The 22,776-nt window shown below is 67.7% G+C and carries 19 protein-coding genes and 1 pseudogene; 7 read left to right on the top strand and 13 right to left on the bottom strand.

Annotation, left to right across the window (positions count from 1 at the left end; all coding sequences use genetic code 11):
* The coding region (locus ACWDN5_RS26475; protein ID WP_449678177.1) for a hypothetical protein at window positions 1-760 on the bottom strand (760 nt) is incomplete at its 3' end.
* Window positions 761-1,358: 598 nt separating this feature from the next.
* Here ACWDN5_RS26475 and ACWDN5_RS26470 point away from each other — a divergent pair.
* On the top strand, window positions 1,359-1,565 hold the full coding sequence (locus tag ACWDN5_RS26470) for a hypothetical protein (RefSeq protein WP_449678176.1): 207 nt from the start codon (window positions 1,359-1,361) through the stop codon (window positions 1,563-1,565).
* Between the two features lie 126 nt (window positions 1,566-1,691).
* Here ACWDN5_RS26470 and ACWDN5_RS26465 read toward each other — a convergent pair whose 3' ends face one another.
* Window positions 1,692-3,164 (bottom strand): helix-turn-helix domain-containing protein, encoded by a 1,473-nt coding sequence (locus tag ACWDN5_RS26465; protein ID WP_449678175.1) that lies wholly within the window; start codon window positions 3,162-3,164, stop codon window positions 1,692-1,694.
* Window positions 3,165-3,356: 192 nt separating this feature from the next.
* Between ACWDN5_RS26465 and ACWDN5_RS26460 the strand changes: the two are divergent.
* A pseudogene (locus ACWDN5_RS26460) lies at window positions 3,357-3,959 on the top strand (NAD-dependent epimerase/dehydratase family protein); the annotation flags it as partial.
* Here the strand turns inward: ACWDN5_RS26460 and ACWDN5_RS26455 are convergent.
* Entirely contained in the window at window positions 3,926-4,306 is a 381-nt protein-coding gene (locus ACWDN5_RS26455) for an O-methyltransferase (RefSeq protein WP_449678174.1), read from the bottom strand. The pseudogene ACWDN5_RS26460 and the gene ACWDN5_RS26455 sit on opposite strands and share 34 nt — an antisense overlap.
* A gap of 321 nt (window positions 4,307-4,627) precedes the next feature.
* Here ACWDN5_RS26455 and ACWDN5_RS26450 point away from each other — a divergent pair, with 321 nt between their 5' ends.
* Window positions 4,628-5,461: a lyase family protein gene (locus tag ACWDN5_RS26450; RefSeq protein WP_449678173.1), complete on the top strand. Its 834-nt coding sequence runs from the start codon at window positions 4,628-4,630 to the stop codon at window positions 5,459-5,461.
* A 367-nt stretch (window positions 5,462-5,828) separates the two neighbouring features.
* Here ACWDN5_RS26450 and ACWDN5_RS26445 read toward each other — a convergent pair whose 3' ends face one another.
* From ACWDN5_RS26445 to ACWDN5_RS26410, 8 genes are all read right to left on the bottom strand, one after another.
* Entirely contained in the window at window positions 5,829-7,754 is a 1,926-nt protein-coding gene (locus tag ACWDN5_RS26445) for a hypothetical protein (protein WP_449678172.1), read from the bottom strand.
* A 40-nt stretch (window positions 7,755-7,794) separates the two neighbouring features.
* On the bottom strand, window positions 7,795-8,892 hold the full coding sequence (locus tag ACWDN5_RS26440; protein ID WP_449678179.1) for a 3-oxoacyl-[acyl-carrier-protein] synthase III C-terminal domain-containing protein: 1,098 nt from the start codon (window positions 8,890-8,892) through the stop codon (window positions 7,795-7,797).
* Between the two features lie 2 nt (window positions 8,893-8,894).
* Entirely contained in the window at window positions 8,895-9,083 is a 189-nt protein-coding gene (locus ACWDN5_RS26435) for a hypothetical protein (protein ID WP_449678171.1), read from the bottom strand.
* A 108-nt stretch (window positions 9,084-9,191) separates the two neighbouring features.
* Window positions 9,192-9,665, bottom strand: a complete 474-nt coding sequence (locus tag ACWDN5_RS26430) for a cupin domain-containing protein (RefSeq protein ID WP_449678170.1) — start codon at window positions 9,663-9,665, stop codon at window positions 9,192-9,194.
* 22 nt (window positions 9,666-9,687) lie between these two features.
* Window positions 9,688-10,794 carry a hypothetical protein gene (locus tag ACWDN5_RS26425; RefSeq protein ID WP_449678169.1) on the bottom strand — a complete coding sequence of 369 codons (1,107 nt, stop codon included), beginning with the start codon at window positions 10,792-10,794 and terminating at the stop codon, window positions 9,688-9,690.
* Window positions 10,795-10,939: 145 nt separating this feature from the next.
* The gene (locus ACWDN5_RS26420) at window positions 10,940-11,686 is read right to left on the bottom strand and encodes a hypothetical protein (RefSeq protein ID WP_449678168.1); all 747 of its coding nucleotides are present in this window, start codon (window positions 11,684-11,686) and stop codon (window positions 10,940-10,942) included.
* 34 nt (window positions 11,687-11,720) lie between these two features.
* Window positions 11,721-12,590 (bottom strand): L,D-transpeptidase family protein, encoded by an 870-nt coding sequence (locus tag ACWDN5_RS26415; protein WP_449678167.1) that lies wholly within the window; start codon window positions 12,588-12,590, stop codon window positions 11,721-11,723.
* 84 nt (window positions 12,591-12,674) lie between these two features.
* On the bottom strand, window positions 12,675-14,594 hold the full coding sequence (locus ACWDN5_RS26410) for a S53 family peptidase (protein ID WP_449678166.1): 1,920 nt from the start codon (window positions 14,592-14,594) through the stop codon (window positions 12,675-12,677).
* 828 nt (window positions 14,595-15,422) lie between these two features.
* Between ACWDN5_RS26410 and ACWDN5_RS26405 the strand changes: the two genes are divergently transcribed.
* Window positions 15,423-17,771: an ATP-binding protein gene (locus ACWDN5_RS26405; RefSeq protein WP_449678165.1), complete on the top strand. Its 2,349-nt coding sequence runs from the start codon at window positions 15,423-15,425 to the stop codon at window positions 17,769-17,771.
* On the opposite strand, the gene ACWDN5_RS26400 is transcribed toward ACWDN5_RS26405, so the two are convergent.
* Entirely contained in the window at window positions 17,725-18,960 is a 1,236-nt protein-coding gene (locus tag ACWDN5_RS26400; RefSeq protein WP_449678164.1) for a cytochrome P450, read from the bottom strand. The two genes, ACWDN5_RS26405 and ACWDN5_RS26400, sit on opposite strands and share 47 nt — an antisense overlap.
* Before the next feature lie 250 nt (window positions 18,961-19,210).
* On the opposite strand from ACWDN5_RS26400, the gene ACWDN5_RS26395 reads away from it, so the two are divergent.
* Together ACWDN5_RS26395 and ACWDN5_RS26390 are read left to right on the top strand one after the other, a co-directional pair.
* Window positions 19,211-19,687: an ImmA/IrrE family metallo-endopeptidase gene (locus tag ACWDN5_RS26395; protein WP_449678163.1), complete on the top strand. Its 477-nt coding sequence runs from the start codon at window positions 19,211-19,213 to the stop codon at window positions 19,685-19,687.
* The gene (locus ACWDN5_RS26390; protein WP_449678162.1) at window positions 19,680-20,903 is read left to right on the top strand and encodes a hypothetical protein; all 1,224 of its coding nucleotides are present in this window, start codon (window positions 19,680-19,682) and stop codon (window positions 20,901-20,903) included. Before ACWDN5_RS26395 ends, ACWDN5_RS26390 begins: the two co-directional genes overlap by 8 nt.
* Before the next feature lie 10 nt (window positions 20,904-20,913).
* On the opposite strand, the gene ACWDN5_RS26385 is transcribed toward ACWDN5_RS26390, so the two are convergent.
* Entirely contained in the window at window positions 20,914-21,570 is a 657-nt protein-coding gene (locus ACWDN5_RS26385; RefSeq protein WP_449678161.1) for a hypothetical protein, read from the bottom strand.
* Window positions 21,571-21,809: 239 nt separating this feature from the next.
* Here ACWDN5_RS26385 and ACWDN5_RS26380 point away from each other — a divergent pair, with 239 nt between their 5' ends.
* The gene (locus ACWDN5_RS26380) at window positions 21,810-22,733 is read left to right on the top strand and encodes a hypothetical protein (RefSeq protein WP_449678160.1); all 924 of its coding nucleotides are present in this window, start codon (window positions 21,810-21,812) and stop codon (window positions 22,731-22,733) included.
* The last annotated feature ends 43 nt before the right edge of the window (window positions 22,734-22,776 follow it).

Raw genomic sequence — 22,776 nt, 5'->3', positions numbered from 1 at the left:
CAGCGGCAAGAGGGTCTTTGGTTTTCGCGTGAGATAATGCTGTTCGCACATGTCGAGATCGTTGTGGGTTGCGCAGCACCTCGGTCATGTCTTCCATCGCATCGATGGGAATGTTCATGATCTCCATCAGGCTCGCGATCGCTTCAGTGATGAGGTCTGTCCCGATTTCGTCGACACCGATTCCGACCGCAGCAGTAAGGTGGAGAAGGGACGCACGTGGGTCGCCATGGTTGCTCGCTGGAGAATCTGGGAGGTCGCGTCCGTCGAGAAGTGCCTGTCGCACAACTCCGGGGGCCAACTGGACGCCTATGGCGTCTTCGCTATGAAGAAGGCCATCGGCGCGTTGATAGTAGGCGTCGATGTCTTCATCGGTGGATGCTTGATGCGCCATCTGTATCAGTCGATACGACTCGCTTCGTTCGAGCGCCCACGCGATGGCATTCCGAACCGCCTTGTCCGGCGGCTCGGGTACAGGAGGACCGAACACTTCGGCCTGGCCAGCTTCGACAAACCAGTCGATCGTGACGAGGCGAAGGTCGCGGCCCTGCCTGCTGTGGCGGGCAAGGGCTGCTGCGATTTCGCCCTCACCTGGGTCGCGTGTTGCGGCCGAGCCTCCACCGCGGCCACGGCCGCGCCGCTGACGGCGCGGCAGCAGGCCGGCGGCGCGCCAGCGTTCAAGCTGCGACGCTGACACCGTCAGCCCCTGGTTGTCGAGGTGCTGGATGAGTTCGCGATCCGCTGAGCTCGCTCCTGCCCGCACGTTGCACCCGTCCTTTAGAACCCCGCGAAGTGGTTTCAAAACTACCACTGTCGTCATGGCTAACTAAGACCCCGCGGTGCCCCGATCGCGGGCTCCGCGGCGACGAAATCGGTAGCGATGAGATCAAGAAGAGGTCCGGCGAGCACATTGCGTGGACGCGGCGCGTTCGCGGCTGGCGCGTTCATGACCAGCGTGTTTGTTCCTTCTGGCACACCGGGGTGGCTGATGCTGCCGGTTTCAGTGGTTGCTGCGGGGGCGCTTGCCCTGATCTTCGTTGTCGCTCTGCGCGCAGCTTGTGCCGGTCGCCCGTCCGCGAGAGCAGCCGCTTTGCGGACGCTGGAACTCCTCCTGCAGGCCCTCCCGTGGTATAGGCGGAGGTGATCACGCAGGTCCGGGGATCGAACGGCTTCCACTGTCACCGCGGCGGGCGGAGTACCGCGACAGTCATCTCGCGCTGGAGCGAGCGGCTCATAATGCCATAGCGTGCGGGACGTCATCGTAGCGACGCAGGGGTGCGTTGCGTTCGTAGCCCTTACCGATCGCAGCCACTCTATCGGGGGCTTGGTGTCCCTTCTTTGGGACGGGCAGTGTCGACCTTGTGGAATCGCGCGAGTTTCGGGTACAGCTTCCATCTGACGTGCCGCCGACCCAGTACGCGGTCATTGTGCACGCAGTTGCCGGGGTGCTCGATGCTGCCGGCTTAGTCGCCAGGTCGTCGATCTTCGTGGACGACGTGGCGCACGACGACGATTTGAACGAGGCGTTCGACCAGTTCAGCGCTCTGTATCCATGGAGCGACCGTTGACGTCGGCCCGAAGATGGGCTGGCACGTCGAGGTTGAGGTAAAAGCTACGCGCGAGCCGCAGGCTGCCACTGCCATGGCCGTTGCTGAGGAATACTGGCCAGGGCTGCCGCGTGCTGGCGCGCGTGGTCACGCGAAGAGGACGTGGCGATGGTTCCAGGCAAGGTGGAGGGCCGCCGCGGCGCCCGGGGAGAGCCGGCCTTCTTCACGTAGGTAGCGCAGCGTGTTTTCTTCGAACGGCAATGCGCGGGCCGGGACGGTTCCTTCGGAGTTGGTGTTGACGGCGTCGGCGAAGAGGTGGTCGTAGAGGTCAGGGGCGATGACCGCGGCGGTGAGGATGTCTCCGCAGAGGGTCAGGGCGTCGAGGGTGACTCCGAGGCACCAGATCTGGATGTCGCCGGCGTCGAGCGCGCGGTCGAGGGTGGCGAAGGGCTCGAGGTCGTTGTAGGCGATCGGGTGGCCGCTGCCGTCGTATTCGTCGTGGCCGAGAAGTTCTTCGGCGAGTTCGCGCTGAATGTTGCGCCAGAGGGAGAAGTCCGCGGCGATGGCCGCTGGGAGAACGCTGGAGGGCTGGAAGATCCCGGCGGGGAGCAGATGGGTCATGCCTCCGCCACCGGCGACCTTGTTGCCGTCACGCTGATGCAGGACCACGCTGGGTGAGTCGCCTCCGCGGATGGTCAAGGTTCCGACTGCGCCCATCAGCGGGCGGCGGCTGAGGTCGAACGGGTCTCCGATGAGGGTTCTGAAGGGTAGCCGCCGCCAAGACGGTTTCATGGTGGACAGCTCGTCGTTGTGGTCACGCATCAGGTGCCGCAAGGCGGTTTCGTGCGCGAGGGCTTCGTTGGTGTCCATGGAGTCGAAGGAACCCATGTGTCCGAAGTGCATCCCGATTTTTGGAGTTGTCCAATCGAGGTGCGTCAGGCGGAAGCAAAGTCGGTTCTCGAACAGCTTCGGTGGGGTCAGATCACGGATGACGTCGTGGTAGCGGCGGTAGCGATGGCCCGGCGTGGACCAGGGACGCACGGCCGCGGTCTCGGCCTCGCCCCCTGTTATCTCCGGCGGTGTGGTGTCGGAGGCAAGAGTCAGCGTGATGTCCTGAAGTGACACGGGGGATTGAGGAATCCAGCTCTGATGGGCGATGACTCCGGTGTTGTGCAGGCCAGGCAGGCGGAAGTCGGGGTAGAGGCCCTCGGCGGTGATCGCCAAGGCTCGCCGCGTGGTGCCGAGGGCGGCCCTGGTCTCGCGCCATCGTTGCTGCTCGCGTTCGACTTCCGGGCTGGGGGAGGCCGGTTCATCCGCTCCTGTCGGTGCCATGGGTGTGAGTGTGATGGCTGGAGTGAGGTGGGGGCGTTTGAATCCGAGTTCGGCGATGGGGACGCCGAAGTACTCGGCAAGCAGCTGCTGGTAGAAACGTTTCGGGAACGTGGTTTCCCCGCACTCCCAGCGGTAGATCGACTTCTTGGTCAGCGTCAGCTGGGCGCCGTGGCTGGTCGTGGCCAGCCGGTTGAGTTCTTCGGCCAGCTCCTGCTGCGACAGGGCGCGATTCTCGCGGAGCGCGATCAGCGTTTCGTTGGGTGTGCGGTACGAGGACGAGCCTGCCATGTCCCCACCGTAGGCGACTGACGCCGCTTCGTGACCGTCAACGTCCACGTGTCGTCCCCACCACGTCCACGATTCGGGTACCGCGCGTCCACGGCGCGGGGTCGATCCGTCCTTCGCGTGCTGTTGCACTGGATCTTGTCGTTCCACAGACCGAGGTAGAGCGCCGGGGTACCGGCGTCACGAGGAGGGGCAGTGATCGACTCCAGGCGAACAACACCCTTGGGAAAGCAGATCGTGGTCACCGGCGCCGCGGGTTTCATCGGCTCGCACCTGGTCGACGCGTTGACCGAACGAGGATGCCAGGTCGTCGGCGTTGACCGGCGGAACGTCACCGACGACTCGTTCGCCGCGATGAACCTCGCTGTCGCGGTCGAGAACCCGCAGGTCCGCATGGTTCACGCGGACCTGGCGGACGCTGACCTGGTTGAGGTGGTGGCGGGCGCTGATACGGTGTTCCACCTGGCCGCGGTGCCGGGCGTGCGCACATCCTGGGGTGATCGATTCCCCGACTACGTCCGCTCGAACATCACCGCCACCCAGCGGCTGCTGACCGCGTGCGAGCAGCAGGGGGTCCGTCGGCTGGTGATCGCCTCATCGTCGAGCGTGTACGGCACCTCGGCCGCGCCCAGCCGGGAACAGGACCCGACCGGGCCGCTGTCGCCCTACGGCGTGACCAAGCTCGCCGCCGAACAGCTCTGCCTGGCGCACGCTCGCCGGGCCGACTCCGCGCTGAGCGTCGTGGCACTGCGGTACTTCACCGTCTACGGCCCGCGCCAACGTCCCGGCATGGCGATCAACCAGCTGCTGCTGAGTGCAATCTCGCATTTTCCGAGGTTGTCGCGCGCAAGCTGGGCGTGTAACGGATTTCCTTCGATCGTCACTATCCTGCCATCTGGCGGTAGTGCCTGAGTGAACCACCAAGTGCTGTAGCCGGCGAGTGTGCCGACCTCGAGAACGGTCTTTGCCTGACAGAGCTTTGTCAAGAGCCAGAGCAGCCGGCCCTCGCTGGGCGACACGTGGATATGAGGAAGGCCTAGTTGCTGCGCACCTTCAAGGATGTGAACCGGCGCGGACAGGTCATGGCTGAAGAGTCGGTCGACGTATTGGTCGACCGCTGGCAGGTTGATCGGGCGTGCAGCCATAGTCTCTGCTCCCTCGCGGCGCCTGTTGGGCAACGGCACCAGGGTACTCGCCCATGCTCAACCGAAGCTGCCGAGAGCTGGGTGGTTAGAACGTGGGTGCTACGACCGTGGAGAACCGCGCACTGTGGGACGACGGGTCATCACACTCCTGTGGTCGTGATTTACCGATCCGGAGAGTCGAGCGTTGGCCTCTCACCGATTAGAGTGACCGTTCACCGCTTTCGGTTGACCACTTTGACCGGTAGGTGTAACTGGGCGGCCTCCACTAGCGACTCTGGTTGGATACGGGGACCGCTGTCGTGCTGCGTCAAGGTGGTGGGGATGCTTGAGAGGTATTCGACTCCTGAAATGCGGGCCATTTGGAGTGACGAAGCGAAGCTCGCGCGGTGGGTCGCGGTTGAACTTGCCGTGCTTGATGCGCGGGTCGATGCTGGTGAAGCCTCGCCGAGTGTCGCCGACGGGGCGAGGGCTGTCGAGGTGCCACGAGTCGAGGAGGTGCTCCGCGTCGAGGCCGAGACGAGGCATGACGTCGTCGCTTTCCTCGATGTCTGGTGCTCGCAGATGTCGGACGAGGCGCAACGTTGGGTCCACCGAGGGTTGACAAGTTCCGACGTTGTCGACAGTGCTACTGGCATGGCTGTTCGAGATGCCAGCCAGATTCTGATTACGCGCGCTAAGAATCTCATGACGGCGCTTGCGAGGCACCCGCTTGAGAACTGGGACGTGATACGTGTTGGGCGTACGCATGGCGTCCACGCGGTACCGACTACTTGGGGCCATCGGGTCGCTGACTTCGCGTTAGCTATTGAGAGGTCCGTAGACCGTCTGGTTGAGGCGTCACAGATGGCATCTGTTGTGAAAATCTCTGGCCCCATCGGGAGATACACGCACGTTTCTCCCGGTATCGAGAAGGCTGCGGCAATCTCACTGGGGCTACAAGTCGCGGACATCGCAACTCAGGTGATAATGCGAGACCGACTTGCAGTATGGGTGTTCGAATTATCTGCTATCTCGACAATCTGTGAGGGCTTCGCACTGGAGATACGCCACGGCCATCGAACAGAGGTGGGCGAACTCGTAGAGTCCCGTGACTCGTTGCAAGTGGGCTCCTCCTCGATGCCGCACAAGGATGCCGCACAAGCGAAACCCAATTAACTCGGAAAAGGTGTGCGGGCTTGCTCGTGTCATACGTGCGTATGTTACGCCGATGCTCGAAGGTATTGCTTTATGGCACGAAAGAGACATTAGTCATAGTTCGGTCGAACGTGTATGTCTACCTGATATCACGTCATTAGCTGAAGAGGTCTTACGAATAACCACGGATTTGCCGAGATATCTTATAGTTGATCGCGACCGAATGCGTTCGACTCTCGCTAACGCCGGCAGTGGGATATTTTCGGCAGATGCACTCGAAGTAACGGTTGGCCTAGGTGTTAACCGTAAGCTGGCGCGCGATATTGTTAGTCGGAGCACTGCGCGTAGTAGTAGCCTGACCGCCTTGAAAATGTCGTTGACTGAAGAACTACGCGAAGCCGGGGTCCAGTTCGATGCGTCTGACATCGAGGCCATCGGTGTGTCTGCGGAGGTCGTCGACAGGAGTGGGGTCCGTCGTCGGATGGAGCGGCTTGCCATGGGCGAGGCGTCGCCGGGTTGACGAACTGAGACTTCCGGTGGATCCTGATGTCACTGGTGTCGGCGTGGTCGGCTGCTCAGGCTGTCGGCGCCAGCCCTCCCCTTGCCAAGTAGCATCCGGAGGTCTGTTGTGTCCGATTTCAATGTGGGTGGGCCGCGTTTCCTGACGGTTGGCCAGGCGGCAAGATTGCTCGGCGTTTCTGCTATGACGATCTACCGTGCCGTGGATGAAGGCAGTTTCCCGGCGGTTCGAACCCGAGGACGCATCTCGATTCCCGCAAAAGCGATCGACGCGATGGAGGAAGTTGCAGTCTCGGAAATGCGGGCGGTCGACTCCAGCGAGTTCACGCTGTCGATGAGGAACGGCGCCGACACTGATGGTAGGTAGAATTCCGCTGGTTGACTGCTTAGATTCGACTTCGGCAGCCTTGGCCTTCAGGTTGCGGTTAAGTGCGAATTGACGCCTGTCGCGCTGATGTTGTGACCGCAGCCTGAGAGGGTCCGCTTGGCCGCGGCTGGGGGTGTACGGAGTGGGGGAAGTTAATTCTGTGTTGTGATCTGCCGCCGCGTCTTCAGTCAAGATGAATGCGTCGCAGTCTGTCTCCCCTCCGGTGTATTGGTGCACGCGTTTGAGGATGCCCAGTTTGAGAGCGGCATCTCGTGCGCGCCGGACAGTCTTAGGATCGAGGTTGGCGCGCTCAGCCCAGTGCCGAATCGAGATAGATCCCCGTGTCGTGAGGACTGCGTGCGCGAATGCGTCGAGAACGGCGCGCAAGCTACTGATCCGTACGCCGGCGATCGTGCCGGTGCGTGCCGCCGCGCTGGCTCCGCGCGCCAACCGCCCGTCCACGGCCGCCTGAAGCTCGGCACGGACGTGTCGTAGCCGGCTAGGTGACGGTTCGTTCTGGCGGTCGCCGGCCTGAGGCGGTCCCAGGCGTCGTCGTCGCGGCCTGCTTTCGGCCGCCTCGCGAAGCGCGGGTAACCAGCGGTTGCGGCGCCAGGCGTCTCTCCCGACGTGGGCGGCCTGGGTCGGGGATGCTCGGCGGAAGAGGTCCCACGCCTGCGGCTCGGTGAGGCCGCGTTCGGCGGCGGCGATCGTGGTGGCGGGAGCCCAGAACCAGCGCTGCCAGGCTTGCTGTCCGATGTCGCGGGCCTTGGTGCCGGCGAGGTTGGCGAATGCCCAGGCGTGCGCTGTGGTGTGGCCTGCGCGGGCGAGCGCGAGAGCGTGGCCGTACTCGCGTTCGGACCTGCTGACGTTCGAGGCGACGCGGCGACGCGCCGGTCGTATAACCCGCGGGGACCTGGACGTGACGAGCTCCGGCACGTCGCTCGTCGTCAACGTGCCGCTCAGTATCGGGCTGGGCAGCTCGTGTCGATGCGGTGAGGACGTGAGCCGGAGGGTCGAGCGGACGGTGGCGGAAACATTTTGCCGGGTCGCGATCGTGCGGACGACGCACTGTAGTTCCTCGCGCAGGCACGGCGGTGTCTTGATGACAAGGTGCGTGTGCCCGGGGCGGCCTGAAGCGCGCCGGAGCCAAGGCAGGCCGTAGCGATCGGCCCAAAGGACGAGCTGTTCGGCGACGACCTCGCCGGCGTCGGCGCCGACGCCGGTGTCTTCGGGGTCGATATCGATGGCAAGAAGGGGCTGGCCGAGCGTGCCGACAATGGCTCGGGCCGCGCCGTCGGTATTGAGGATGCTTGTGGCGTCGTCGAGGCAATGGGTGATCGTGTGCGCGTGGTTGTCGGCGTCGATGACGATGAACGGCGCACCGAAGAGTGCCTGGTCGAGGCGCGACGGCAGGTAGTTGTCTGGCATGGCAGTCCTCGGGAGCTGGGCGTGAAGGGCCAGACGCTGGTCAACGCTTCGCGTCGGCCGGCGCGCGCCAAGGCCAGCGCAAAGGCGGGGCGAGAACACCCAGGCTCGGCGGCACCGCGTCGATGCGGAGAGCCGCGGCGGTCCAGGTCATGCCAATACCGATGCCGAGCAACGCGACGTGGTCGCCTGGGACCACCGCGCCACGCGTGAGTAGATGAGCGAGGCCGACGATCTGGTCGTTGGGGCCGATGTGGCCCCATTGGTCGCCGGCGTGGCAGAGAGTGCGTTCGGCGGCGATGCCGAGCGGTTGCAGGCAGTGGATGTCGAGCAGGTGCCGTCCGTAGTGCGGCAGGAGCACCCAGCGGACCTGGTCGAGGTACAGGTCGGCGTCGCGGAGCGCTTCGTCGATGACGGCGCGAACGCCCTCGTGGTTGCGGCGGTTGACCGAGGCGGCACCGACGGTATCGGTGTATTGGCGCTTCCGCTCGCGAATGCGCTCGACGCCGAGTTCGGTGGTACCGGCGGGGGCGAATCGGTGGTTGCCGCGGTGGAGTTGTTCGAGGGTGGGGTCGGTGTAGGAGCTGGTGGCGAGGATGGTGGCGTAGCCGGGGTGGCGGCCGAGGATGAGGGCGGAGCCGCCGTCGCCGTAGGCGATGCCGTGGTCTGCGGTGAGGTGGTCGAAGGCGGGTGGGCCGAAGGTCTCGCCGCCGGTGAGCAGCACGGTGCCGAGGTCGGGGCTGCCGGCCAACACCCGGGCTGAGATGTCGATGCCGCCGACGAGGCTGTTGCTCATGGCGTTGAGCTCGGCGGCGATGCCGCGGCCAGCGGGCAGGCCGAGGCGGGAGCGGACGTAGGCGGCACGGGACCAGAAGTCGATGCCGCGGCTGCCGCGCCAGATCGCGGCGTGGAAATGCAGGTCCGGTGCGGGCAGCGGGCCGGTCGTGGTCATGGCCATGCTGGCGAGGGCGTTGCGGCCGGCGCGGACGGCCAGGTCCATGCCGGTACTGCCGCGGGCGATCGACACGGCGCGCTGGCTGGTCGCCCCATGCAGCGTGCGCCCGGTCTCGAGGCTTTCGACGGCGACGAGGTCGCCGAGCGCGGCGCCGACGCCGCGCAGGTAGAGGTTCTTCCAGCGCATCGTCAGCACCGCCCCATCTGGCTCGGGCGTGCGGGGATGTTGGCGACGATGACCTCGACCGAGCCGTAGTAGGCCCGCAGCTGACGGGTCGTGATGCCCGCGCAGGCGGCGATCTCGTCGAGCGTGACCGGTCCGCCGGGTGGCGGGTGATCGAGTAGGTCGCGGGCGGTGTCGGTGATCCAGGTGCGCATGACGTCTTCCTGATCGAGCCGGTTGGTGTGGTACGCCAGGTGACGGGGAGGCGCCGAACGGGTCTGGTCGGCGGGTGGCGTGGTGCTGGACGGAGGGCGAGAGCAGGGTCAGGTGCGGCGGGCGCGGCCGCTGCGCCGGGTCAGCAGGGCCTTGTGGTGGGCGCGGCGCAGGTCGGGGATCTGGTCGCGGACGGCGGGGTCGAGCTCGGGCATGCGGTGCACGTCGGTGTCGAAGCCGGGGTCGGTGCGGAAGACCAGCGCGAGGACCGAGGCGTTGTTGCTCAGGTTGACCACCGCATACGGCAGGGTCGCGGGGATATAGATCATGTCGCCGGCCTGCGGATGGAAGGCCTGCATGGCGTTGCCGGAGAGGACGGCGACATGGCCGCTGATGATCGCGATCGCCGTCTCGGTCGTGTTGTGACGTTGCGGGGCGAGTGTCGTGCCCCCGGGCAGATGCATCCGGCCACCGGAGAGCGCGCGGGTCGGCACGATCCCGGCCCGCAGGATCGGTTTGAGCGCCTCGTCTTCGCCGGCCAGGTTCCCGGCGGCGGACGGTATCGGCGTGGTCGTGGTGTCCATCTCGGCAGTCCTCTCCGTGGGGTCAGCGGGCCGGGGTGTCGGTCGTGTGATGGGCGAGTTCGCACGCCAGGACGGCGTTGGCGACGGCGTCGGGGACGAGCCGGCGGCCGTAGCCGCAGGCAGCGGCGACCGCGAGCACCGGTCGGTCGAGTTCGGTCTCGGCCAGTCCGAGTGCGGTGCGGGAGTCTTTGGGGTGGGTCTCGTCGACGAGGCCTGCGATGACGTCGATGTCGCGGCGCAGGTGTCGCAGCGCCCGGTAGAACCGCGGATCTGTCGACGGGACTTGGGTGCCGGTGCACATCGGGATGTGCGCGGCGGGCATCGGGATCCGCAGCCGGTGTAGCTGCTTGTGCAGGGCGTTGAGGAACTGCACGGCAGGCACGAGGTCGGTCAGCTCGAACAGCGGCTGGTGGCCGAGGTCGCCGTGGCAGAGATGGATGCGCCATGTTGCCTCGCGGGCGCCGTCGGCGAAGATCCGGGCGACCTGCTTGGCCAGCGCTCGCACCGCTGCGGGCCACAGCGGGCGTGGGGTGCGGTCCAGCGTGGCGAGGACGGCGGGGGTCTCGAGTTGGAAGACGACTTGGCTGCCGTGCTGGCGGTGGATGGTGTGGACGTCGTCGAGCACGGCCTGGCGGAACACCGGCAGGTGCGTGACCGCGGCGGCGGGGCTGCCCAAGGTGAATAGCGACAGGTCGTAGGGGTTCGGGATCGACACCTGGTGCGGTGGGAAGTCGCGGTCGTCGTGCAGCTGGGCGCGGGCGGCCATGACGGCGTCGGTGTGTATGGCGCGGCCGAGGGACAGATCGTCGGATTCCAGCCAGCGTCCGTGCTTGAGGCGGTAGGTCGGCATGTCGTCGTAGTCGGCGGAGTTGCCGGTCCGGACGGGTTCGAGCGCGTCGACGGTGGCCAGGCCGTCGAGCCAGTCGATGATCCACCGCGGGTCCGGGTCGCACGGCAGCCCGGTCATTGTCGTGTCGGGGGTGTGGTCGAGGAACCACTGCATCATCTGGCGGTAGTCGCCGGTCAGGGCGGCGGGCAGCGAGCCGACGAAGTGCACGGCCCGGACGTTCTCGGAAGACACGGCGTCGAGCTGGTCGTTGCTGGGGTGGCTGAAAACGAGCGTGGACATGGGAATCTCCCCTGGTGGGCGAGTCGGATCGGTTGAGTTGTGCGGGCGTGGGGAGGCCGCCCGGCGGGGACATGGGAAGCGGAAGGGGTGCGCGGGCCCGCGACGGAGGGATTGGGGTCTGCGGGCCCGCGCGGCCTGGTGGTGGTCAGCCGGTGACGGCGACGTGACCGGGCTTGGGCTGCGGCTTGGGTGCGGTCCGGTCACCCGGGTTGTCGCCCTGCTGGTGCCGCTGGCCCGGCACACCCGGCCGAGAGGTCCCGGGGGCGCCGGGCTTGTGCGGCGGCGCGGGGCGCGTGCCGCTGGGCGGGTTGCCGGTCGGCGGCGGAGGGGTGCCGGCGCCACAGCTGACCGTCGCGACCGTCACCGTGATCGCCGTGCCTGAGGTCGGCTTGTTCGGTGCCCCGGACTCGTTCGTGCGGGTGGGTGCGGTGCTGGTGGTGACGGTGATGACCCCGGCGGTGCCGTGCCCGCCGGGTGAGACCTTCAGGTTGCCGCTGCCGCTCTTGGGTGCGCTGGTGGTGATGGCGCCGTTGCGGCAGGTCGCGGTGAACGGACCGACGGTGGTTCCGCCGACCCGCACCGACGTGACGCGGGCTTCGGCGAATCCGGCGCCGGCCTCCAGGCTGATGCCGCTGGCCACGACCGCGCCACTCGGCGTGGACACCGACCCGCCGGCGGACTTGATCGCGCCGCTGCTGGACACGCTCGGGCTGGCCGAGAGGTGCTCTCCGCCGGAGACGGAGATCCCCGTCGCTGTCGACGTCGTCGCGGCCGCCGCGAGGGCGGGCGGCGCGGCAGTCGCGGGGGTGCAGCTGGACGCGAACGTGCTGAGGGTGCCGATGAGGAGCGCGCCGGCTCCGGCGGCCGCGAGGGCGTTGCGAGTGGTGTTCATGGCTGGTCTCTCCAGAAGTGGTGGTGCGGTTGGGTTAGCGGATGAGGACCGGGGTGCCGATGGGCACCGGGTCGGCGGGATTGGTGAGGGTGGCGAGGGCGTCGGTGGGGACGCGGATGCAGCCGTCGCTGGAGGGGCGGCCGAACACGTCGGTGGTGGGCCAGCCGTGGATGCCGGTGGTGCCGGGCCCGCCTCCGTAGGTGGAGAAGGTTGCCGAGTGGATCCCGAGCGGGAAGATCACCGGGCTGAATTTCTGTTTCGCGTCGGTCATCGAGGCCAGCACGAACGTCCGCCCGGCCGGGGTCGGCGCAGCCGGCGTGCCGACGCCGACGCTCCAGCTGCCGATCTGCTGGTGATCGCGGTAGAGCGTGAGTCGGAACGCGGCCCGGTCGATGACGATCCGGTCGGTCGTCGACCGGACGGTGAGCGTGTTGTCCTGGGTGGATAGCCAGCCGGTGGAGCCGTTGGGCCGCGACGGCAGCAGCACCTGCACCCAGCCCGGTTCGTCGGCGATCACCGGCACCCACGTGTCGGACCCGAGCTGCGTGGTCGGCAGGACGGCGATGGCCGGCCCGCCGGGCCGGTCGAACACCGGCACTGGCTCGGTCGGGTGCATGAGCTGCCCGTCCGGTGCCTCCTCAGCTGTCACGTCCTGCGGAGCGGCCGGCACGGTGCTGAAGGTGCTGGCTTCCGGCAGCTCGGCAAGGTTCGGGACCGTGCGGGCCGCCACAGCTGGGGCGTGCAGCTCGACTCCCAGCTCCGCCTGATCGGCAACGTTCGCGGCGTCGGGCGCGGGCCGCGATGGCGCGAGCAGTACACCCACGGTGCCGACCAGCGCGATCCCGGCCAGCCAGAGCGCGAGCACCCACCACCTGTTCGGCGCCGGCTGCGGCATCTCGGACATGGAACAGTCCTTCCTCAAAGGTCGATGGAGGCCGCGGCAGGCCCGCCCGCACTCAAGCGGGCCTGCCGCGAAAAGAAGTTGTGGTTACTGGGAAAGCGCGCCGATGAACCCGTTGGCGGGGGTGCCGAGGCCGGTGACGTTGTCCCAGCCCGGGGCGCTCTGCAGATTCTGCGGGCGGGCGTCGAAGTCGATCAGGTAGCTGCCCTGCCCGCCGGGGACGGCGACGCCGCCGAAGGCGTGCATCATCGGCGTCCACACCCCGGCCTTCTGCGGCACCACGTCCGCGATCGCGCTCGACCCGCGCAGGCTGTAGAGGACCGGGGTCAGCAGCCCGGCCCGGGCGTTACCGGCGCGGGCCTGCTGGGCGTCGACGACGAGCCCGGCGATCAGCGGCGAGGCGAGCGAGGTGCCGCCGTAGGAGCCGATCCCGAACTGGCCCTCGATGGTCTGCCCGACCAGCATCCCGGTGTAGGAGTCGGCCAAAGCGGCGATGTCCGGCACCGCCCGCTTGCCACCGCTGCCGGGGACGACGCCGGCCTGCCAGTCCGGCGCGTCGTAGAGCGCAGAGGTGCCGCCGCCGGCGCCGGAGGCGAACGGCCCGTCCGCGTCCCGCTGCGGCGACCAGGCGGTGCCGGACTGGGTGTTGCCGCTGTTCTCCCACCCAGTCAGCACCGTGGGCTGATTGTTCTGGTCCAGGCCGACGCTGGTGCCGCCGACCGCCACGACCCAAGGGCTTGACGACGGGAAGCTGGCGGTCGCGTGGCCGACGGCGCCGGAGTTGTTGCCGGCGTCGCCGGTGGACACGGTGATGGTCTGGCCCTGGATCGCCGCCTGCAGCGCCATGCTGTTGAACTGATCCCGCGCCGCCTGCGGCAAGGACGCTTCGCCGTCGGCGTTGCCGTAGCTGTTGCTGATCACGTCCACGGCGTTGTCGGTGACGGCCCGGTTGAACGCCTCGTAGATCCCGGTGCCCTTGCAAGTTTTCCCCGCGTAGTAACGGATCTTCGCGCTCGGGGCGATGGTGTGGGAAGCCTGCACATCCAGGGTCTGCTCGGCGTTCCAGCCCTCGGCGCCGCACTCGGTCGCGTCGGTGAACCCGCCTTGGGGTAGAACCGCGCTGTACTGGCCGTCGGTCAGCGGCGGGACGCCGAGCTGGGCGGCGGCCTGGTTGGTGTCGGCCACGACGGTGTCGGAGTTGTAGGCGCCGACGACACCGATCGTCGTGCCCTCCCCGGTGTTCCCGTTGCTCAGCTTGTACATCGCGCGCACCTGGGTGCCGGTGTAGCCGCAGAGGGCGTTGGACTGGGACCCGGCCGGGTACTTCTGCGGGACGTCGGTGTTGTTCTGCTCGCCCCACCAGCGCGCGCAGTGCTGCTCCGCCGCAGTCGCGGCTGGTCGGGTGTGCTGGGGTTTGAGGAGCGCGGCGCTGTCGTCCAGGCCGAGCACGGCAGTGATCGACGCGCGCAGCGAGATCGGCACGGTGACCGGCGATGCCGGGGCCGTGAGGGTGCGGGTGGCGCCGTCGATCCGGGTCCGGAAGGCGGCGATCCTCGTCCCGAACGCCGACTCCAGCGCGGTGATTGGGCCTTCGGCGTCGACGAAGTGGCGGTTGGCGCTGACCCCGGTCACGTGGAGGCCCTGCGTGGCCATCCAGTGCGACACCTGGTCGACGGTGTCCTGCGTGGCGGCGAATTGGTCGAGGAACTGGTGCGAGGAAAGAAACTTTCCGTACTCGGCGCTGCCCGGCGTCGCCAGCTGCGCGGCGAGGCGTTCGGCGCCGGCCTGGTCGCGCAGTGCCAGGGCTACCTGGATGTGCCGGACGGTGTTTCCGTTGGTGTGGGCGACTTCGGTGCGTGGGGTGGCCCAGGCTGGGATGTTTCCGGCGATGGGCGCGCGGTCGCTGGTGTCGCCGGCGGGGGTGCTGGGTGCCGCGACGGCGGTGGCCACGGTGGAGGCGAGTAGGGCCGCGGTCGCGGCGAGGGCATGCCAAAGACGGCTGTGCATCGAGGTTTCTCCTTGTGAGAAAAGGGAAAGCCATTCAGCTTTGCGTCGGGTGATCGACGGGCGCGCTGAAGGGCGTGCCTCGTGCCGCAGCCAGGGTTACGCGAAGAGGGGCTGAGCGGAGACGTCAAGGGACCACAAGACCGGCCGTGTGATGCCGGTAGTGGAGTTCTCTGATCGAGAAGTCCGAAACACTATCGGACGCGTAAGCTGCGCTACTGTTGAGCTTGCGCTGCCGGCGGTCCGCGAGCGATCTGCGTCCGGCATGACGTGGAGGATGGAAACACGAGAATGCCCCTATTGTCGGGCGGACCGTGCTGGATTCCACGCCTCCCCAGGGTGGAGCACTAGTCTGCCTTGCTGAGGAGAACAGTAACCGGCTCCGCAAGAAAGTGCAAACAGTTGTGGCGGTCTTGTCGGGAAACTATTTCGGATATGCCGCTTGTGCTGCGATAGGTTGCGGGAGGTAGTCGTATGAGTTCGTAGCGTTAAGGATGCCTTGGCGCATGCTTGCTGCTGGCAACCCTGTCGCCCGCCTTGGTGTCTTCTGGTTTCTGTCGGATGAGTGAAACGGTCCTTCGCGGCCTGACGGTCCTTCTTGGCGGACAGCGTGTTGACGATTAACCCGATCGGGTGTTTGGTTGTTAAGTAGTCGATCTTCGCAGGCCACAGGTGGTACGACATCTGCCACGGAGGGTGTCACGAGCCGAGTGAGTGCCGTCCGCCGGTCGGGCGGACGGGTGCGCTGGCGTGAGGAGGGGACAGTGCAGGACATCGATAGCCGGGCAAAACCCGCGGTCGGCGCAGGCTGGCGTTACCGCATCCATTGCGGTGGATAAGCGCATTCGCAGACCGGCCGGACAACCGCCCGCTGGTGTTCAACTGACGACATTCTTCGGGCGATCCCGTGAACTGGCCGAGGTGTGCGATCGGCTGAACGCGGGCGACCGCGCGGTGACACTGACCGGATCACCCGGCGTCGGGAAGACGCGATTAGCGGGCGAACTGCTCGTGCATATGAATGAGCACTACGACGCATCGGTGTTCATTCGCCTCGCCGAACTCGGCGCGCAGGCCAGCATGCCGGATGCCGAGCGGCGAATCTGCAACTTGCTCATTGCAGCCTTGCGTATCTCGCATCATCAGCCGAACGTCGACCCCGTGAACGTTCTGATCGAGCACCTCCGCAACCGACGCGTGCTGATCGTGCTGGACAACTGCGAGCAAGTCCTGGACGCGGCTGCCGAGCTGGTCAACCGGATCATCACCGAAACCGTCATGGTGCAGGTGATCGCCACCAGCCGCGCCTACCTGGATGTCCAGGGAGAGCACCGGGTGCACCTGGGTCCCCTGGCGACCCCCTCCGAGGGCGCCGATCGCGCGGCGGCCGAGCACAGTGACGCGGTAAAGCTGCTCGCCGACCGCGCCGCCGCAGCCGGACGGCCACTGACCGAACGGGACGACTGGCAAGTCATCGTCGACCTGGTCCGCTGGTCGTCAGGTATTCCGCTGGTGTTGGAACTCATCGCGGCCCAGTTTGGCCGGGGGCGAGCGCCGGCAGTGGTCCTCGATCGCCTGCAAGGCGGCGCGTCGCTGAAGTACGGTCCCGGTGCGCGCGGGGTGCCCTCGCATCATCTCGCGCTCGACATCGCGATCACCGAGTCCTGGGACCTGTGTTCGCCGCAGCAGCAACGGGTTTGGGCGCGGCTGACCGTTTTCACTGGTGGGTTCACTGTCGACGCTTCCGAACAGGTCTGCGCCGATGAGTTGATCGACCAGGGCGAGATCCTGGAGACCTTGGATCATCTGGTGCGGCACTCGATTATCGAAGGTGCCTCCGCCGATGGACGCTACCGCCAGCACACGTTCCTGCGTGAGTACGGCCGGCGCAGGTTGCGCATCTTCGGCGAACTGGACGAGATCAGCGAACGACTGTGCCGCTGGATTGCCGAGCTGGTCCGGCAGGCGGCCGAGCGGTGGTTCGGGCCGGAGGAGGTCCGGTGGCTGGACCTGGTCAACGCCGAATCCCGGAACATCGCCGCAGCGGTGGCATGGTGCTCGGACAACGGCCTGATCGAGCGGGCGTTGTCGATCATGGTGGATGTCCTGCTCACGCGGGCGCCGTTCTTCTTCGCCACCGAGATCCAGGTCTGCCGCCAGGTCGAGGAGCTGCTTAGCGAAGGCCCTGTGGTGGCCTCCGATGTGCGGATCTCGGCGCTGGCGATGGCCGGCTGGGTGTGGATCGCCCTCGGCGAACAATCCCGAGGGAAGAACCTCCTGGACGAATGCGTGCGCCTGGCCCGCGAAGCGGGCAAGGACGACGCTCCGTCAGTCCTGTTCGTCGAGGGCGCCTACGAAGCCCTGGCTCTCGGGCAGCGCAGTGGTTTCGCGAAGCTGGCGGCTGCCAGCGCCGGTTTCCGCGCCGTGGGCGCCGATGGCGTGGCCTTCATGGCTGACCTGTTCCACGCCATGACGGCGGGGCTACTCGGGCCGGCGGACGAGGCGGACCGGATGTCGCAACGCTGCGTGGCCGAGGCCCGCCGCCGCGGCGCCGAGTGGGCGCTGACGTGGGCGGAGTGGACGCGTGGCCTGCCCGCGTGCTCCGAACCAGTGACCGACAACCCCGAGCCACTGAGGCGCCAGAACGCTCTCGGCGACCTGTGGGGACCGATCTGGTGGGTCGAGAGGAAAGCCTGGGAGCTGGCCAAGGACGGGGACTACGTCGGCGCAGCGCGGCGGATCGGCGGTTCGGACAGCCTGCAGGCCCGCCACGGCGTCTGCTATAACGGCCTGGCCAGCTTCAAGTCCCACCGCGGCCGGGCGAAGGCCGAGATCGCTTTGGTGCTCGGCCCGGTGGAGTCGACGGCGGCCTACCTCGAGGGCAGCCTGCTGGACGACGAGCAGATCGTGGCCCTCGCGTTCGACGAGGTCGACTCCCCACCGGAGCCGACGTTAACCGAGCGGCAGTGGACGATCACCCGGCTGGTCGCCCGGGGGTTGAAGAATCCGCAGATCGCGACGATCGTGCGTTTCTCCGTACGCACGGTCGAGACCGAGCTGACCACGATCTATGGCCTGGTGGGCGTGGCGGGACGCCGGGAGCTCGCCGAGTGGTACCGGGCCCGCTCGGCGCCTACCGGTGCTCCCACCGCACCGGCAGGCCCGCGACGCCGCGGATGACCCCGAAGGTCCGCCGGACCGCGACGCCGGGCTGAAGCCGCAAACCGGGCAGGGCGCGCAGCAGTTCGATAAGCATGACGCGCAGCTCGACGCGGGCGAGGTGCCGACCGAGGCAGCGGTGCTCACCGGCACCCCATCCCAGGTGCTGCGGCGCCCCGCGGTCGCGGTCGATGTCGAAGACGTCGCCGTCGTCGAAGACCCGTTCGTCGCGGTTGGCACTGCCCCACGCCAGCAGCAGCCGGTCCCCGCAGGAGAGTGGTACGCCACCGAGCTGGGTATCGGTCATCACGGTCCGTCCGGTGGCGGCGACGGCCGGGTCGTAGCGGACCAGCTCCTCCACGAACGCCTCCAGATCAGCCGGATCGGCGGACACCTGCTGCTGCAGGGCCGGCTCGTCGAGCAGGTGCAGGATGGCGGTGGCGCAGGCGTCGGCTGTGGTCAAGTGTCCGGCCGCGACCATCAGCATGGTCATCTTGACCAGCTCGTCATCGTCGGCGTTCCGGCCGTCCACCTGCGCATTCACCATGACCGAGAGCAGGTCGCCGGTCGGGTGGGTGCGTCGCTGGTGGATCTGCCCGAGGAGGAAGTCGGCATAAGTCCGGCCTGCCTGCTGGGCCTCGGTGAGCGTCTCGGCGCTGTCGAGGGCACGGACGTGCTCGGACAGCCACGCGCGTTCGAGCTCGGCCAGTCCGAGCACCCGCCCGATCACCAGCGGCGGCACCTGGCGGGCGTAGGCGCCGACAAGATCCGCAGCGCCGTGCGGGATCAGCTCCTGCAGTACTTCCCGGCACACTGCCCGCACGTATTGCGCTTGCGTGGCCGCGGCGGGCGGTGTGAAGAATGTCTGGAGGAGTCGCCGCCACTGGTTGTGATGGTCCTCGTCGGTCTCGAACATCGGCGCGACGGCATCCCGCATCTCGGTGACCACCGCGGCCGCACCCAGCCCGTCGACGCAGGCACTGAACCGATCCGAGGCACGTGCGGCCTCCCGGATCTCGGCGTACCCGGTGACCAGTACGAACCCGTCCAGCTCCCCGCTGCGCGCCACCGGACACCCGCGCCGGATCGCCCCCAGCGTGTCGTAGGCGGTCTCGGCGACGGCCGGATCGAGGTGACTGAACGACCACGCCACATCCGCCGGATCGGTTCCCGACACCTGCGCCGCAGCGCCCCCCGCTTCCAGAACCATACCCACTTGGCTACTGGCTGTGAATGACGCAGGTCAAGAGGGTCCGGCGGGACATGTGGACAAGAATGTGGACCCCGCAGCGCCGGCATGTGGCCCGAATGTGGCATGAAGCGGCGTTGGTTGCGGAGCGTGTCCGTCACTATGGCTCCAACGCCCTGAACAGCCGCGATGAAGATCATCGACGGTGGCGGGCGAGCAAGCGGTGCCGGCGGGGGCCGGCTGGAAACGTCGAAGGCACACAGGGGTGAAAGTGAGCACGACCGAGCATGGGGATCAGGAGTTCATCCGGCGCTGCGAAACCATCATCAGCGCCCTGCCGATCCGTCATCCGTTCGAACTGCGGGCCTTCCTGGACGCGCTGGGACAGCAACGGGGCATGTCCGTGGTCCTGGGGCGAATGCCGCTGAGGCGCGGCGGGGCCAGCGGGCTGCTGGCGCGCTCGCGTGAGGAGTGCTGGCTGACGGTGGTGGCGAAAGCAGTACCGGCGCACGCCGCGCACATCGCCTTCCACGAGATCGGGCACTGGATCCTCGGCCATCCCGGCACCTACGCCTGCGGACGCCGCACACACCCCGACGACCGATGGGAGGTCGAAGCCGAGCAGTTCGCGTGCCTGCTGCGCGAACACGTGAACACAGGGGCGGCGCGCCATCGCGATCGGCTGCCGGGCCGGACGGCTCTGCGGGCGGCGTTCGGGTCGCGACGGCACCTGTGCGCCGATGCTTGACGCGGTCTCGCTCCTCTGGCTCGGCGCCGCGGCCGCGGGCGTGGTCGAGGCGGTCCGCAAGGCGGTGGTCAACCGGGGGAGCGGTTACGCGCTCAGCCGGCATTTCCTGACCGCCGGCATCGCCTGTATGGCGTTGTCCCTGGCCGCCGGGGCGCCGGTGACCTTGGACTGGATCGACCGCCTGACGGGCTTGCACAACGCCGCGGTCGTGGCGCAGAACGTGCTGGCGATGCTGGCGATGGTGTTCACCGCCGGGTTCCTGCACACCCTGGGTCAGCTGCGTCTGCCCATGCCGGCGGTGGTCACGATCTTCGTGGTCTGCGCGGCAACGATGGTCACCCTGTACACGCTGGCCGGGGCGCACACGTCCTTCTTCGCCTCGCCCCGGAACCCGACCTGGTCCTCGCAGCTCTACTCCGCCATCTACCTGGGCTACCTGGTCGGCTGGCTCGCCCTGCTGCTGCTGGGTCTGACCGTGGTGGCCCGCGGCGAGGTCGCCGGGGTGCGCGGCGGCGTCGCCCTGGCCCAGCTGGGGGTCGCGGTGTCGCTGGTCGGGTTGTCCTGGCGGCTCGGTGTCGCACTGCGGCTGCTGGTCGACCCGCACCATCCGCCCCGTGGGGCTCATTTCGGGGTGTTCACCGACGGCGCCGGCTTGGTGCTGTTCGTCGCCGGGTCGCTGTTCGCCGCGGCGACCCGGCGGCTGTTCGACTGGCTCGACCGGCGCCGCACTCAGCGCCGGGACGCCGCGATCGAGCGCCTGTGGAAGCGGCTGCGGGTGCTGCTCGCCCACCGCCGCCCGCCCCCGCTGAGCCTGACCCAGAAGCTGGTCGAGATCGAAGACGCGCTACTGATCGTCGAGCAGCTCATCGACGAACGAATCCGTCGCGCGATACGCGACGAACTGCACACCCTTGCCCTCTACGTCTATGTCCCGCCGGGGACGGCGACAGCCGTCGACATCGAGATCGCGATCGCCGCGGTTGTCGCGCATCTGTCACATCCGTCCGCGGAGCATCTGTCCGGTGAGGACGGCGACGACGCCGAGTCCCCGGCATGGTGGCCGGAGACCGAACGCTTGCATGTCGACGACGCGGCCAGGACGCGCTGGCTGGCCGAGGTCGGCGACGCACTGACCCACCGCCGAGTGCAGCGGATGGCCGCAAGAATCAGCTCGACACACCGCAAACTCCGGGAAGCGGGATTGCCGAGCCGGTAAATCTGCGACGTCAGGAGGCAGGATTGTCGCGGGCGGCGCGGCGGGCTCGCGCGATTCCTTCCACCACCTGCAGCAGCTGTTTGCGGTCGGCGTCAGGGGCATCGCCAATCGAGCTGGCGATGTCGCGAGCGTTGAATCCGACCAAGCCGAGTTCGGTCACCAGTTCATGGGTCTTGCGTGCGATTTCGTCGTCGGGCGGGGCGAAGTCGGTCGCCGGGACGCTGGGGTCGAGCAAGTTCGGGTGGATGCGCCAGAACTCGGCCAACGCCCGGGTGATCGCGGGGCGGCTGTTCTGCCGGATACCGGCCTTGAAGTTGCGTAGTGCCTGCTCGGCCAGCGGCAACCCGGTCCGGTCCCGTACCCACTGGGCGATCAGCGGAGGCCTCGCGGTGAAGGTCAGGAAGGTCGGGTCACCTTCAGCGATGAGCCGGTCGATCGCGTCGGGATCGACGACCGGGTCACCGCGCAGCAAATAATAAGTCGAGGCGTTATCGAACAGGTAGGCCAACCGCTCGGCGAACGTGTCCAGGTTCAGCAGCGCGACGGTGAGTTTCTCCTGGTCGACTGCACGGCGGCGCGGGATCGGCGAACGCAGGTCAGCCGAGGGCACGGCGACGGGGGCATCGTCACCGCCGGGGCTCGATCCGTCCTCGGATGCTCGTGCCACGGTCCGCCCCCATCGCGTCTCGACATCGGTAAGCGTGCAGCTCTGTACACCGTCAGCAGGCATTTGACACATCGCAGCTTGCGTCTACTATCGGAGTAAGCACCACGCTTGTTGCGAGTATCTTCGGAACGTCGAGAGAAAGCAACCCACGCCACCCCAATCAGGGGGTTGGAGCACGGTCCCGCTGTGACCGCTGCACCCTTCACCGGCGCACCAACACCGCTGAGGGGAGGCCCGTCATGACCACATCCGACAACTTCCCCGGGGACGTTGACTCCCGTGTGGACTCGACGGACCACGAGGGGCGGCCGGCCACGTCCGCTGAGCAGGTGGTCGAGCTGGTCGACTGGTCGCCGTTCGGCCAAGTCTTGCCGGTCCTGGCCGCTTCTCCCGGAGCCGGGGCCACGAGCACCGCTGTCGCGATCGCCGATGCGCTCCAGCTGGCAGGCCGGTCGGTCCTGCTCGTCGACGCCGGCGATCCCGTCCGATCCGGACTCGGACGTGCTGCGCGGGCCGATGGGCCGCGGCGGGACGGGCCCGGCCCAACGGCAGGTATCCGGTTCGCCCGGCGCGCCCGCGCGATACTTGCCCGCCTCGACATGTCCGAAACCGGCGTCGAGCCGGTGCTGTTCCCCTCGCCGCCGTACTGGCACCCTGGCGGTCGCGGGGTCGACGTGACCGTGGTCGATATCGGCCACGACCCGTGGCGGCTGGCGACCGACCCGGCGCTCGGACCGGGACAGTGGCTGCGGGTCGGCAGCCCGTCACCGATTCCGGCGCTGGTGGTTCGACCTACGGTGCCCGGGCTCGCGCACGCCGAACAGGTCCTGGCCCGCTTGGATCCGTGGGTGCGCACGGCCGCGGTGACTCCGCCGACGCAACTGCTTGTCGTGGGCGCGCGCCGGTGGCCGAAGGGCGTGGCCGGTACCGCAGGCCGTCGCACCAGCATCCTGTTGTCCGACACGGTGTTCTTTCCGCACGAACGTTACGTCGCCGAGCACGGGGTCACCGCCGACGTGACACCGCCGGCGCTTCGCGCGCCCGCCGAGCAGCTGCTCCGGTCCTGGCATGTCCTGCCACAGCGGACACGCCGCCTACGCCTTCCATGGCCACGCCGTGCTCACGGTCGCGACGGCCGCGCCGCCGACAAGGACACCGGCTGAGACCATCCCGCCGCTCAGCTGACAAGAAACTTCAACGCCCTCC

The sequence above is a fragment of the Amycolatopsis sp. NPDC003731 genome (assembly GCF_053586895.1).
This window is presented reverse-complemented; position numbering and strand designations above follow the sequence as displayed.